Annotated in this window: 13 protein-coding genes; 9 read left to right on the top strand and 4 right to left on the bottom strand. The window is 62.1% G+C overall.

What is annotated here, in order from left to right; all coding sequences use genetic code 11:
* Genes A3224_RS01570 through A3224_RS01560 form a run of 3 tightly spaced genes read left to right on the top strand, consistent with a single transcriptional unit; the run spans position 1 to position 3,775 of the window.
* Positions 1-1,323: an ABC transporter permease gene (locus A3224_RS01570; protein WP_197463026.1), complete on the top strand. Its 1,323-nt coding sequence runs from the start codon at positions 1-3 to the stop codon at positions 1,321-1,323.
* 33 nt (positions 1,324-1,356) lie between these two features.
* Positions 1,357-2,178, top strand: coding sequence for a class I fructose-bisphosphate aldolase (locus tag A3224_RS01565; protein ID WP_067150574.1), 822 nt, complete (start codon positions 1,357-1,359; stop codon positions 2,176-2,178).
* 49 nt (positions 2,179-2,227) lie between these two features.
* Positions 2,228-3,775: a class I adenylate-forming enzyme family protein gene (locus tag A3224_RS01560; RefSeq protein WP_197463024.1), complete on the top strand. Its 1,548-nt coding sequence runs from the start codon at positions 2,228-2,230 to the stop codon at positions 3,773-3,775.
* Here A3224_RS01560 and A3224_RS01555 read toward each other — a convergent pair.
* The gene (locus tag A3224_RS01555) at positions 3,772-4,500 is read right to left on the bottom strand and encodes an autoinducer binding domain-containing protein (RefSeq protein WP_082817348.1); all 729 of its coding nucleotides are present in this window, start codon (positions 4,498-4,500) and stop codon (positions 3,772-3,774) included. The genes A3224_RS01560 and A3224_RS01555 overlap by 4 nt on opposite strands.
* A gap of 186 nt (positions 4,501-4,686) precedes the next feature.
* On the opposite strand from A3224_RS01555, the gene A3224_RS01550 reads away from it, so the two are divergent.
* The 5 genes from A3224_RS01550 (at position 4,687) to epmA (ending at position 8,624) form a co-directional block, all read left to right on the top strand.
* Complete coding sequence (locus A3224_RS01550) at positions 4,687-5,415, top strand: TenA family transcriptional regulator (RefSeq protein WP_067150568.1); 729 nt, start codon at positions 4,687-4,689, stop codon at positions 5,413-5,415.
* A 19-nt stretch (positions 5,416-5,434) separates the two neighbouring features.
* Positions 5,435-6,247 carry an aldolase gene (locus tag A3224_RS01545; RefSeq protein ID WP_231902429.1) on the top strand — a complete coding sequence of 271 codons (813 nt, stop codon included), beginning with the start codon at positions 5,435-5,437 and terminating at the stop codon, positions 6,245-6,247.
* Positions 6,248-6,302: 55 nt separating this feature from the next.
* Positions 6,303-6,914 (top strand): hypothetical protein, encoded by a 612-nt coding sequence (locus tag A3224_RS01540; protein WP_067150566.1) that lies wholly within the window; start codon positions 6,303-6,305, stop codon positions 6,912-6,914.
* Positions 6,915-6,992: 78 nt separating this feature from the next.
* Positions 6,993-7,565: an elongation factor P gene (efp, locus tag A3224_RS01535; RefSeq protein ID WP_067150562.1), complete on the top strand. Its 573-nt coding sequence runs from the start codon at positions 6,993-6,995 to the stop codon at positions 7,563-7,565.
* Between the two features lie 105 nt (positions 7,566-7,670).
* On the top strand, positions 7,671-8,624 hold the full coding sequence (gene epmA / locus A3224_RS01530; protein ID WP_067150559.1) for an EF-P lysine aminoacylase EpmA: 954 nt from the start codon (positions 7,671-7,673) through the stop codon (positions 8,622-8,624).
* Between the two features lie 65 nt (positions 8,625-8,689).
* Here epmA and A3224_RS01525 read toward each other — a convergent pair whose 3' ends face one another.
* Both A3224_RS01525 and cysE read right to left on the bottom strand, forming a co-directional pair.
* Positions 8,690-9,490: a GNAT family N-acetyltransferase gene (locus A3224_RS01525; RefSeq protein WP_067150556.1), complete on the bottom strand. Its 801-nt coding sequence runs from the start codon at positions 9,488-9,490 to the stop codon at positions 8,690-8,692.
* A gap of 54 nt (positions 9,491-9,544) precedes the next feature.
* Complete coding sequence (gene cysE / locus A3224_RS01520) at positions 9,545-10,366, bottom strand: serine O-acetyltransferase (protein ID WP_067157273.1); 822 nt, start codon at positions 10,364-10,366, stop codon at positions 9,545-9,547.
* 464 nt (positions 10,367-10,830) lie between these two features.
* Between cysE and A3224_RS01515 the strand changes: the two genes are divergently transcribed.
* Positions 10,831-11,955: an NAD-dependent epimerase/dehydratase family protein gene (locus A3224_RS01515; RefSeq protein WP_067150553.1), complete on the top strand. Its 1,125-nt coding sequence runs from the start codon at positions 10,831-10,833 to the stop codon at positions 11,953-11,955.
* Between the two features lie 57 nt (positions 11,956-12,012).
* Here the strand turns inward: A3224_RS01515 and A3224_RS01510 are convergent, their stop codons facing one another.
* A complete protein-coding gene (locus A3224_RS01510; RefSeq protein WP_067150551.1) occupies positions 12,013-12,735 on the bottom strand; it encodes an autoinducer binding domain-containing protein in 723 nt (240 codons plus the stop codon).
* Between the last annotated feature and the right edge of the window lie 21 nt (positions 12,736-12,756).

Here is a 12,756-nt window from a genome sequence, read left to right as displayed (position 1 = left end):
ATGCCTGTCAAACTGTTGCTGACCATGTCCCTGCGCAACCTGTGGCGACACGGGCGCAAATCCCTCGGCACCTTTATCGTGATGACGGTTTCCGTGCTCGCCTTGTGCCTGCTGTCCGGCTATACGCAATCCAACGTAGAACTGATCCGCGACGCTTTCATGCGCTGGGGCGCCCGCGGTCACTTGGTGATTGAGCGCCCCGCTTCCGAACTCGCCCGCAGGGTCGAGGGTGCGGGACAGCTTCCGCTGACCGCGGAAATTCAGCGCCGCATTGAAGCGGTACTGGACGAAGAGCCGCAACTGCAAACCCACGCGCGCGTTCTGCGCATTTCCGGAATGGTGTCAAACGCCAAGGTGAGCACCATCTTCGCCGGCATTGGCCAGGACGTGGAGGCAATTCGCGCGATCAAGGGGCCGGCCTACGAATACGATGTGGTCGCCGGCACCCCACTGTGGATGGAAACCCGCCCGCAACCGCTGGTGCTCGGCCAAGGCCTCGCAGCCATTCTCGGCTGCGATGTGCCGGATGTGGGGTTCGCACCATTGCAGCCCGGCGACACTCCCCAATCGCGGCCACTCGAATGTCCCCCCGGAGCCCTGGAGCTGACCGCGACCACCCGCGGCACGGCGCGTGTCAACGCAGTACGCGCACAGCCCACCGGGATCATGGACTGGGGTATCAAGGAAATTAACGACCGCCTGGTTGTGATGCCCATGGACGATGCCCAGACGCTGCTCAACACCACTGATGTCAGCGAGTACCACCTGCTGCTCAAAGACGGCAGCGACGAGGCCGCCGCGCGGGCACGTATCGCCACCGCCCTGGCCGAAGCGGGCCTGGAAGATGTGGCAGTCTTTCTCTGGTCCGACCGCGCTGCCTTCTACCAGCAAGTCAAAGCAGTGCTCGGCGGCTTCCTCAATTTTATCGCCCTCATTGCCTGCGCCATCGGTTTCACCAGCCTCCTAAACGCCAGCCACATGAATTTTATCCAGCGATCACGCGAGTTCGCGACGCTGCGCAGCCTCGGTTTCACCCGCCGCTTTGTGTTGGCGCTAACCGCGCTGGAAAACAGCTGGTTGGCCCTGGGCGCGGCGCTGGCGGGCATAGGCGCCACCGCCGCTATTGTCTGGACGGTACGCGAGGCGCAGATCATGTGGACACCGCCCGGCTCCAGCAACGCGGTACCGATCGATCTGGCCTGGGTTCTTCCCACGTATGTGGCCGCGCTGATGGGAGTAGTACTGCTCGCGGTGATCGCCAGCGCAATTCCAACCCACAAGATAATGAGACGGCCGATCCGCGCAGTGCTCTCCGACGCGTAACGCCGCCACTTTCGCACCAAAGGAGAAATTTCAATGACTGAAATGGCACGCAAACGGCGCTGGAAACGCTTTATAGACCAGGAATCCGGCAAGGCCCTAGTGGTCCCCCTGGACCACGGACTGACCATGGGACCCATCCCCGGTATCCACAGCCCGGAGGAAATTGAGCGCTGGCTCAGTGCCGAAATCGCCACCGGCGTAGTGCTGCACAAGGGCTACGCCGAACGCATTGGCGGGGGCCTGAGCTGCGGCATGGTGATCCACCTGAACGGCTCGCTCAACATAGATGAACAGCCGGACCTCAAACAGCTGGTGACCTCGGTCGAAGCGGCCGTCCGACTAGGGGCGGATGCCGTTTCAGTGCAGACAAATTTCTCCCCCGCAACGGCCTCCCACAACCTGCGCCTGATAGGTCGGGTGGTGGACGAGGCTCACAGCTGGGGGCTGCCAGTACTTAGCATGGTGTACGACAAAACCCGGCACGACGACCGCGCCCTCGAACACCTGCGCCACTTTATGCGCGCAGCTGTCGAGCTCGGTGTCGACGCACTCAAAGTAGCGCCACCTGCGCAACTGGAACGCATCCCCGAAGTGCTCGACGGGGTGCAGAACCACACCCCGGTGCTGTTTGCCGGCGGCGCCCTGGCCGAGGAAAACGCACTATTGGCGCTGGCAGCCGCCGTAGTGCGACACGGCGCAGAAGGCATCTGCGTAGGCCGCAACGTGTTCCAGCGTGCCGCGCCGGCGCTCACGCTGCAGCGCCTGCTGCAGGTATTCCGCACCGGTGCGATTACCGATATCCGTTTCACTTGTCCGCCGACACAGCGGGAGCGGGAGACCGAATTGGCCGTGTGAGCAGCCCCCTCAAAAACGCGAAGGAACAACAGAAAAGAAGGACACCACCGTGAATTTGATCGACCCCAGTCCCGGCTGCGTCGACCTTCTGGTCGACCGCCACGTGCGCGCCGGCCGCGGCGACCATCCCGCACTCGTGGAGCGCGACGCCTGCGGCCGACGCAGCCTGACATACCGCGAACTGCAGCAACGCACTCTGGCCGCGGCGCAGGAGCTGCAGGTGCGTCTGGCCGGCAGCCGCAGCCAGCAGCGCATTGCACTGGTCGGCGCAGCGACGCTCGAAAATATCGTCTACTGGCTCGGCGCCATGCGCGCCGGCCACCTGCCATTTAACGTGCACCCGGCCCTGCCCCCGGAGCACTACGCCAGCCTATGGGAGGACTTCGATCCCACTCTGGTTCTGGCGGACCGGACGGCAGCGCCGGCCGCGGAAGCGGAGCCCATGACCGCAGTGGAAGAACTTGTGGTCGCCGGTGCCGCCGAGGGCCAGCTACGGGAAGTCAGTGATTTGGCCGCCGACCTGGACCGACGCCCGGCATTGGTTCTGGCCACCTCCGGTTCCACTGGCCGACCAAAGCTGTGCGTGCACAGCCACCGTGCTTTCTGGGCCTTCGCGCGCAATGTCAGCCGCGCCATGTGGGATATTCGGGAGGACGACCGTGTGCTGGCCAGCACCGGCCCTTTCTTCTCCTTCGGCCTGCAGGGACTACACGCCCCTCTGGCCTGCGGCGCCACCGCGGTGACACTGCCGGAATGGCAGCAGCACACGGACTTTCTCGAGGTAATGGAGAGCGAATCGGTCAGCGTCTTTCTGGCAGTCCCCACCCTCTACCACTTACTGATGTCCCGCGCCTGCCGCCCCTATCGGCTGGATGCCTTGCGGCTGTCTCTGTCCGCTGGCGAGCGACTGCCCCCAATAATCCGCGAACGCTGGCAGGCCTGGAGCAATTCTCAAATGTTGGATTCCATCGGCACCACCGAAACCTTTGCCCCCTATCTGTCCGAGAGCGCAGCCAGTGTCGCACCGGACAATCCCCATGGGCTGCAGCGGGTCGGCGGTTTCCACTACACAGAGACACCACACGGCAGCGACGGCGACTTTTCGTTATCGCTCTCCGAAGGATGCCTGATGCTGGGCTACCTGAGTCCGGGCAGTGGTCTGTTGCAAGAGGTGCCAACGCCCTTCGCTACCCGCGATCTCTTTACCCGCACCGGGGCCGGGGTGCGTTTTGTGTCCCGCGACAGCGAGCGCATCAAAGTAGCCGGGCACTGGGTCAGCCCGCAGGAGCTGGAAGAGTTCCTGCTCGCGGATACCCGGGTGCTCAAAGCCGCGGCACTACCGCTGGAAACCGCCGAGGGCCTGACGCGGCTGCGCGCCTTTGTCGTCGCCGATACCGATGGCTATTCCGCCGAGGCGCTGATCGACAGTCTGATGAAACGCATCCGCGAGCAACTGCACCCGCGCGCGCTGCGCCCGGACCGCATAGAGCTGGTCGAGGATATCGCCACCACCCCGAGCGGCAAAATCAAGCGACAGGAGCTGCGCAGCCTAGTGGGACGGCCAGTGGCCAGGGCCGGGGCCCTGCTTGCCCGCTAGGGTTGGATCAGCCCCAGGGACAGGGCCCGTGCCACGGCCTGGGGTCGATTGGAAACCCCCAGCTTATGGATGATATTGCGAAAATGAAAATTCACCGTCGCCTCGGAGCAGCCGAGAATGCGCGAGATCTCCCAGGAGGTCTTGCCCACCGCCGCCCAGTGCAGGCATTCCCCTTCTCGCGGCGTCAAACCCACGTCCGCCGCCGCTTCGGCTTCCTCAATACGCAGTATCGCCTCGTACGCGTAGGAAGCCAGCAGCTGAATAGTGGGCATTGTCTCGGTGAGCCAGGACTCGATCCGCTTGCTGAACGGGGCTCCATTGGCCACAGAAATCATCATCGCCCGGCTGTGCCCGGCGCTGCGCAACGCTGTGGCCACGCCAGTGGCGATTCCGTGAGCCGCGGACTCCTCGTACAGCTCGCGGGCCTCGCCGGGAAAGTGCTCCCTATGCCAGATCATCGGTACCGGCGACTGCCGGCAGTGGCGAACCACGGGATCACGTCCAACCCAGCGCAGCCGGCTGTAGCGCTCGACGCACTCTCGCGGGTAATTGGTCTGCACGCTGTATGGCGCGCCACCGGAGGCTGTGGGCTTTTCGATGCCAATCAAAAAAAAGTCGAAACCGATGGCACGGACGGAGCCGCGGATGCGGTCTTTGACTTGTTCGACGGTCTGCGCAGCCAAGAGGTCGGGCAGGGCCCGAATCACTTCCTTTTGCGGGCACAAATCTTTTCTCCCAATAAGACGAGGAAAATCAAAGGATTATTCTGCGTTCCTGCAGAAAACCACCCAATAGTAACGCAGTTTAATGACAAAGAAGAGAAAAAGTTTCCATTAACCCCGTCCGGTCCCTGTGCTGTCTTTGGCAAACCCGACATATACGAACCGTAAGTGACAAGGAGAGAACACCCAATGGATATGCAACTTAAACTGCTTGAAGCCGGCAAGGGCGCCTTAATCGGACGCCTGCGCTCACACCCATTTCTGCAGCGTTGCCGGGAGGGCGCAATCCAGTTGGATGAATTGAAAGTATTCCTTGCCCAGCAGGGCCTCTACAGCGCCTACTTCACCCGTTACCTCTGCGCCATGATGGCCAACCTGCCCAGTAACAGGGAAGTGCTGGCCCTGGCAGAGAACCTGTTTGAAGAACTTGGCCTGGAGCCGGACAGTCCCCAACCTCACCATGAGGTTTACCGCTCTATGCTCTACCGCTTTGAAGTGAGTCTGGAGAGTGCCGAACTACTGCCCGGTACCAGCCAGCTGATCGACACCATGTTCCGCCACTGCCGTGACACGAGGCCCAGTGCCGGCCTGGGTGCCCTTTGTCTAGGAGCAGAGGCGCTGGTTCCGGCAATCTACGGCGACATAGTCGCCGGCTTCCGCGCCTGCGGTGCCGCAGACGGGGACATCGAGTTTTTCCTGTTGCACATAGAGTGCGACGACGGCCACGCGGAAACCATCCGCGACATAATGGTGGATATCGCGGCCGCCGATCCCGGCCAACTCGGCATCATGCTCGCTGCCGGCAGCGACCTGGTGGAGGCCCGCCTGCGCTTCTTCGACTCCATAGAGGCCGCCTGCCGCGGGTCGCAGCCCCAGGCCACGCACGCTGACACGGCGCCCGAAGCCATTCCGGCCTGATATATCAGAGGACTTCACAGTGAGCGCAGAAAAGATCACAGGCGAAACCCTGTCCTTGAACAAATGCGAGCTGGTACGGCGCGCCCAGGATGCGATGCACAGACACCTCGATATCCCCGACTGGTCCCTGCGGGAAAAAGTCGCGCTTACCTGCCGCATTCTGTTTTCCCAGGGGCACGACTCCGGCCTCGCCGGTCAAATCACCGCCCGCGCCGAGGTACCGGAAGCCTATTACACACAGCGCCTTGGCCTGGGCTTTGACGAGATCACCGCCTCCAACCTGCTAATGGTTGACGAAGACTTGGAAGTGCTCTCCGGAGAGGGAATGGCCAATCCCGCCAACCGCTTCCACTCTTGGATCTACCGCGCACGGCCGGATGTGCAGTGCATAGTGCACACCCACCCACTGCACATTTCTGCGCTGTCGATGCTGGGCAGGCCCTTGGAAATTGCCCATATGGACACCTGCCCACTCTACGGTGAGGTGGCATTCCTGGCTGAGTGGCCCGGCGTTCCGGTGGGCAATAGCGAGGGCGAGATCATCGCCTCGGCACTCGGCGACAAACGCGCAGCGCTGCTGGCGCACCACGGCCTGGTACTGGCCTGCCGCTCGGTGGAAGAGGCCTGTGTGCTGGCAATCCAGTGCGAGCGAGCGGCGCGCCTTCAGTTGCTAGCCGAGTCGGCGGGCCGGGTGCGGGATATAGACCCACAGCTTGCCCGCGAGGCCCATGACTGGGTGCTGCACGAAAAGCGTACCGGGGCGACCTTTGCCTATTACGCCCGGCGCGCCCTGCGGGCCATCGGGCCGGACGAGATTCACCCCCTGACCTGACCATTGTGTAAAAACGCCGCGGCGGCGCGGATTCTGGAAATTTGGAGTCGGATCAATGCTGCACAAGTTACACCGTGCTTCGGCACTGTTGATCAGCCTTTACATCCTCGTTCATCTGGCCAATCACTTGCTCGCACTAGGTGGCGTGGAGGAACATATCGCCTTTATGGACAGCTACCGCAACATCTACCGGAACGCTCTGGTAGAGCCGTTGTTGCTGGCTTGCGTGCTCTTCCAGGTTGGCTCCGGAATGACATTTATCATCCGCCGCATCGGTCAACGACGCGGTTTCTTCGACCGCGCCCAGGCCGTCTCCGGCGCCTACCTGGCCTTCTTTTTCCTCTTCCACATCGGTGCGATACTCTACGGGCGCACGGTTCAAGGCGTGGACACCAACTTCTTTTTCGCCGCGGCAGGCCTGCAGCCCGGCGCTTATCCCGCCTTTTTCATGCCCTACTATACCCTTGCGGTGGTGGCCTATTTCACCCACCTGGCCTGCGCGCTGCGCTGGCTGTTGCGGCGCCGTTTTACCCCGCGGGTCCTCGACAGAGCCGCCGCGGGTGCCATGGTGTTGGGCCTGCTGCTGGCGGTCACTGTCGTCGCCACTTTCAGTGGCGCCTTCTACCCGGTAGAGATACCGGCGGAATACTGCCTCGGCGACTGCTGAGGCACGCGGTTCGTTTAGGCCGCGCAGCTCCTGTATAATCCGCCGCTATCAACGACGTTCACTGGGATTTTCATTTTTATGGCTAGTTACTCCACCAACGAGTTCAAGGGCGGCCTCAAGGTGATGCTCGACGGGGACCCCTGCTCCATTCTGGAAAACGAATTCGTCAAACCCGGCAAAGGCCAGGCATTTAACCGCGTCAAGCTGCGCAACCTGAAAACCGGCCGTGTCTGGGAGCGCACCTTCCGCTCCGGCGAGAGCCTGGAGGCCGCTGACGTGATGGACCGGGAGATGGAGTACCTGTACAACGACGGTGAGTTCTACCACTTCATGGAGCCGGATACCTTCGAACAGCACCAGGCTTCCACCGACGCGGTGGGCGACGCCGCTAAATGGCTGAAAGAACAGGATGTCTGCACCGTGACGCTCTACAACGGCGCCCCCCTGGCGGTGACGCCCCCCAATCACGTGGTGCTCGAAATCACCGACACAGACCCCGGACTGCGCGGCGACACCGCCCAGGGCGGCACCAAGCCGGCCACCCTCTCCACCGGCGCCGTGGTCAAGGTACCGCTGTTCCTGGAAATCGGTGACGCCATCAAGGTGGATACCCGCACCGGCGAATATCTGGGCCGGGCGAAGGAAGACTGATTTTCTCTTATCTGACGACAGGGGCGGCCCGCGCCGCGATCGCGCTTCCCGGAGCTCGGGGAAACCGATCGCGGCGCGGGCCGTTCCCGTATGGGGTTCCGATCAATGACGGATAACACCTGGCAGCCCACCGCTTCCCTTGCGGCCCTGCGCCAGCGCGCCGCTCTGCTGGCGGATATCCGCCAATTCTTTGCCCGGCGCCAGGTGCTGGAAGTAGAGGTGCCGATCCTTTCCCGCCGCGCCACCAGCGACCCCCATATCGATTCCATCACCGCCCTTTGTAACGGCGATCCCGCCTATCTCGCCACCAGTCCGGAATTTGGCCTCAAGCGCCTGCTGGCCGCCGGGCTGGGCGACTGCTATTACCTGGGCAAGGCGTTCCGCGAGGGTGAGGCCGGGGGCAGGCACAATCCGGAGTTCACCATGCTGGAGTGGTACCGCTGCGGCTGGGACGACCGGAAGCTCATGGGCGAAGTAGGCGAGTTGCTCAGCCTGGTACTGGACATCCAAGTGGTGCAGTCGCTGAGCTACCGGGAACTGTTCCTGCGCGAATTACAGCTGGACCCCCACACCGCCAGTGAAGCGGACCTGCGCGCATGCGTGGCGCGGGAAATCGAGCTGTCGTTTGCTCCCTCGGACCGCGACGAATGCCTGGACCTCTTGATGAGCCACCGCCTGGAACCGGCCATGGGCCGCGGCATTACGCTGCTGTACGACTTTCCCGCGAGCCAGGCGGCACTGGCCAAGGTGGCCGAGGACGCGACCGGCACACCGGTGGCACGGCGCTTTGAAGCCTATGTGAACGGCCTGGAGCTGGCCAACGGCTATTGGGAACTGACAGACCCCGCGGAGCAGCTGCGCCGCTTTCAGGCGGACCACCGCTACCGCGGCGCACACAAGCTGCACGTCTATCCGTTCGAAGAGCGGCTGGTGGAAGCACTGCAGTCGGGTATGCCGGAGTGTGCCGGGGTGGCACTCGGGGTAGACCGGCTGCTGATGCTGGCCGGAGGTTACTCATCGATCGATCAGGTTATCGCCTTCCCCATCGAGCGGGCTTGAGCGCAAGTGGGTCCGGGGAGCCGCTGATTCATTCGCCTGAGCGCGGTCGTTGGTTCCGGGGCGCCCTAGGCTTCGTAGCGGTACTGGGCAACTTCTCCGACGGCGAAAAAACCGGTTTCCAGCAGCAGCTCCTGTCGCTCCACCGGCACCAGTGCCACGGCAAATTTGTGGTGACTACTCAGAACCTGTCCCACCAAGTGATGAAACAGGGCCCTGCCGATGCCGCGCCCGCGGTATTCTTCCCGGGTGGCCAGATCGTAGAAGCCCAGAGCGTCGGTAGAAGCGAACAAACAGCCCGCGGCGACCTCCTCACCTTCGAGTTTGGCGAAGAAAAACTTCAGCCGGCTGCGCTTCTGCTCTGCCGTTTCCTTTAACTCTTGGTAGAACTTCTTGATTTGCAGCCCTTCGCGGACACCACTGTAAAAGGCGGCCTGAATATCCCCGTAACGATCCAGCTCCTCGGCGGCAACCGGGGCAATTTCCAGCTTGCCACTCAGCTCCGGCGGCGTTTCCCTGTCCAGCGCCAGCCTTTTCACCTCAACCGCCATTGCCACCCGCGACTCCTGGCGCTTCAGTCCCAGCGCAGACAATTCCGTGTCGTCGAGAGGCTTGCTCGCACAGTGCCACAGTGTGAAGGGACTGTGCCGCTCTGAGAAATAGTCGACGACAAAGCGCTGCAGTATGCGCGTCGGCATCACCGCGCTCGTTACCGCCTGGTTGAATGTGTGTGACAGCAGACCGCTGTCCGCTCGCAGCACACCGGTGATTTCTTTACTGTGGTCCGGGTTCAGCAGACCAGCACAATAACTGGCGCGGGCCTCCAGATTGCGGCAGACGAGATTCTTGGCGCTGAGACTGTATTTCATGCCTGTAAGAATAGCGGCTGGCAGAGTAACCGGAGTGGCGGAAAAATGCCGGGTTCAGGGCAACTGCTTGTCGACCAGACTCAGGGCACACTGATCCATGGACAGCGCCGGCTGATCGCAGCTGGCCCTGCAGATCACCCGCGCCGGCACGCCGGCCACCAACTTGTGCGCCGGCACCGGTTTGAGCACCACACTGCCGGAGGCGATCTGTGCACACTCGCCGATTTCGATATTGCCGAGCACTTTGCTGCCGGCGCCAATCAGCACACCACGCCGCACTTTCGGGTGACGGTCGCCGCTTTCCTTGCCCGTGCCACCGAGGGTCACCGACTGCATGATCGATACCTTGTCCTCCACCACCGCCGTCTCACCGATCACAATGCCGGTGGCGTGATCCAGCAGGATACCTTCACCGAGCTTGGCCGCAGGGTGAATATCAACGCCGAAGACTACAGAAATGCGATGCTGCAGGAACAGCGCCAGAGAGCGACGCTGCTGCTGCCAGAGCCAGTGGGCCACGCGGTAGGCCTGAAGGGCGTGAAAGCCTTTGAAGTAAAGAAAGGGTTCGTAGAGTGAGTTACAGGCGGAATCGCGCTGGTGGACAGCGACAAGATCCTCCCGGGCGGCGCGCCCGATGGAGGCATCCGCGGCCAGAGCCTCGTCGATCACTTCGCGAATCAACAGCGCCGGCGCCACCGCGTTGTCGAGTTTGTTTGCCAAATGGAAGCTGAGCGCGGATTCCAAAGTACTGTGGTTAAGGATGGTGGCGTGCAGAAAACTCGCCAGCATCGGCTCCTGCTCCACCTGCCGGCCCACATCGGCGCGGATTTGCTGCCAGAGCGCATCCGCCTTGTTCGTCGATTGAATCGCTTCCATCTGTACAGACTCCATATCAAGTCACGAACCGGGCCCGCCGGCACCACCGCCGACTCAAACCACCCCCTCGCACTCCGTTGCCTGGCACTATTCCACTGGCAGCGGCGGCCTTATGCGGCGCACTTTTGCCTCGACATCCCTACGCGGAAAGCCCGAATTGTAACAGCGGGACACTGCCGCGGCGATCCGATGACCATCGACGGCACGTCCCGCCCGGGCAGGGGCTGCTTTCACCCCCGGGAGCGCATGAATCGAAGGCCGCTACCATAAATTTTGCCTTCCGTCACCTGACAATTCTGCTAGGTGGTGTGCTCTTCCGCCATTAAATAGTCTGCCGCCAAACCCCACAGACGCCGACCACGAGCGGGAAAGCAGTCAGCTTCTCTCCATTCCGTAACACTGCCGCAGTGGGCACTGCCGGGGGCGGCACCACTACCCAGCCATAACAATAAGGAGAATATAAAATGCATCACGTACTGATTACCGGTGTCACAGGCTTCGTCGGCAGAGCGTTGGCTGCAAATTTTCTGACACATGGCGCCAAAGTTACCGCCGTATCGCGCAATGACCCCGACGGCATCCGCACCACTGAGGCGGTTCTGAACGCGGCCCGTGGCTGCGAATTAGATGTGTCCGGCGCGGTGGAGCACAACCTGCGGATACTCAATATTGACTTCGCCAACTTGGAATCTGAGCTGGCTGCAGCTGGGCTGGGAGAAATCACCGAGATCTGGCATGTGGCCGCGGAGATGAGCTACTCCTCACACAAATTGGGCGTCTCCTTCGATACCAATGTCGGCAACAGTGCGCGCCTGTACGAAACCGCTCTGCGCCACGCACCCCACTGCCGTCGTTTCTACTATGTCTCCACCGCCTTTGTCGCGGATATGGCCGGCGGCCCGGTGCGCGAGGAACTGCACGCGAAAACCCGTATAGTCAACGCTTATCAGGTCACCAAGTGGAGCACGGAACAATCACTGCACCTGTTGCACCTGCGCTGTGGCCTGCCGGTTACCATTTTCCGCCCAACTGTGGTGGTCGGTCACCGCCGCACCGGCTGGGCACACCAGAACGGCTTTGGCTTTTACATGTTCCAGGACGCGATGATTGCCATTGCCACCGCGGGCCACAAGGAAATCGCCGTGGACCTGGTGGCGGAAATACGCCCCGACCTGGTGCCGATAGACCGTCTCTGCGCCGACGCCAAAGCCCTGACACTACGTGAAGATTCCGGTGATGAATTCGAGGTGTTCCACGCCAGCGGTGGCCTCAATGTGCCGATGGGAGAGCTAGTGCGCATTTGGGGGCGGGCTGCCGGTGTCGATGCCCGCATCGGTCCACCCAATAACTTGCTGGAAGAGAAATTCGACCGCGGCATAGGACTCAACCGCCCCTTTGGGCGCACCGAGTGGCAATTCGAGCGCTCGCAACTGGATGCCGCCATCGGGCTCGCGCAGCCGGTACAGCCACTGACCAGTAAAGAGGTCGAGACACTCTGTGCCTGGTATGTCGGTGTTTCCTCCGGCGCAAACACACCCCGCACCGCGGAACTGGCCGAAGCCAGCCAGACTATTGCGAGCGAGGTATAACCGCGCCGCCAATGGCGGAGCGGCTGTAACACCGGTGGCACACGCCCCAGAGCATCGCTACAGACGGATCAAGCCCAGGGACAGAGCTCGGGCCACTGCCTGCCCGCGGTTGACCACGTCCAGCTTGTGCATGACGTTGCGGAAATGAAAATTCACCGTCGCCTCGGAGCAGCCGAGAATACGGGATATCTCCCAGGAGGTCTTTCCGATCGCCGCCCAGTGCATACACTCGCTTTCACGGGGCGTCAGGGCGATGTCCGCCACCATAGCGGCCTCCTTGAGCGCGAGGATTGCCTCATAGGTATAGGATGCCAGCAGCTGAATGGTGGGAGTTGTCTCGATCAACCATGACTCCACCCGCTTGCAGAAGGGCTTTCCGTTAGCCACAGAGATGACCATCACACGGCTGTGCCGCAGGCTCCGCAAACCCGTTGCCACGCCGGTGGCTATACCGTGAACCGCGAGCGCCTCGTACAATTCACGGGTGTCGCCGGGAAAATGCGCCCGGTGCCAGATCACCGGCACCTGTGAGCGCCGGCAATGCCGCATCACCGGGTCCCGCCTGAACCAGCGCAGGCGGCGGTAGCGCTCGATATAGGCCGGCGGGTAATTCGTCTGCACTCCACAGTAGGTGCCATTGGCGGCCACGAGGTTTTCGATGCCAATAAAATAAAAGTCAAAACCCATGGCACTGATGGAGCCGCGAATGTGTTCCGTCACTTGATCCATGCTCTGCGCGGCCAAGAGTTCGGGCAGCGCCCGTATCACTTCCTTTTGCATACGCAAGGCTCCCTCCCCACG

Source organism: Microbulbifer thermotolerans, from assembly GCF_001617625.1.
GTDB classification, from domain to species: Bacteria; Pseudomonadota; Gammaproteobacteria; order Pseudomonadales; family Cellvibrionaceae; genus Microbulbifer; species Microbulbifer thermotolerans.
The sequence above is the reverse complement of the archived record's forward strand: the minus strand, read 5'-3'. Positions and strand labels throughout refer to the sequence as shown.

What these genes read in the sequence shown, in the direction of transcription:
- A3224_RS01515 (WP_067150553.1), top strand. Translation starts at nt 10,831, where the DNA reads ATGCATCACGTACTGATTACCGGTGTCACAGGCTTCGTCGGCAGAGCG.
- A3224_RS01570 (WP_197463026.1), top strand. Translation starts at nt 1, where the DNA reads ATGCCTGTCAAACTGTTGCTGACCATGTCCCTGCGCAACCTGTGGCGA.
- A3224_RS01565 (WP_067150574.1), top strand. Translation starts at nt 1,357, where the DNA reads ATGACTGAAATGGCACGCAAACGGCGCTGGAAACGCTTTATAGACCAG.
- A3224_RS01540 (WP_067150566.1), top strand. Translation starts at nt 6,303, where the DNA reads ATGCTGCACAAGTTACACCGTGCTTCGGCACTGTTGATCAGCCTTTAC.
- A3224_RS01550 (WP_067150568.1), top strand. Translation starts at nt 4,687, where the DNA reads ATGGATATGCAACTTAAACTGCTTGAAGCCGGCAAGGGCGCCTTAATC.
- A3224_RS01510 (WP_067150551.1), bottom strand. Translation starts at nt 12,735, where the DNA reads ATGCAAAAGGAAGTGATACGGGCGCTGCCCGAACTCTTGGCCGCGCAG.
- A3224_RS01525 (WP_067150556.1), bottom strand. Translation starts at nt 9,490, where the DNA reads ATGAAATACAGTCTCAGCGCCAAGAATCTCGTCTGCCGCAATCTGGAG.
- epmA (WP_067150559.1), top strand. Translation starts at nt 7,671, where the DNA reads ATGACGGATAACACCTGGCAGCCCACCGCTTCCCTTGCGGCCCTGCGC.
- efp (WP_067150562.1), top strand. Translation starts at nt 6,993, where the DNA reads ATGGCTAGTTACTCCACCAACGAGTTCAAGGGCGGCCTCAAGGTGATG.
- cysE (WP_067157273.1), bottom strand. Translation starts at nt 10,366, where the DNA reads ATGGAAGCGATTCAATCGACGAACAAGGCGGATGCGCTCTGGCAGCAA.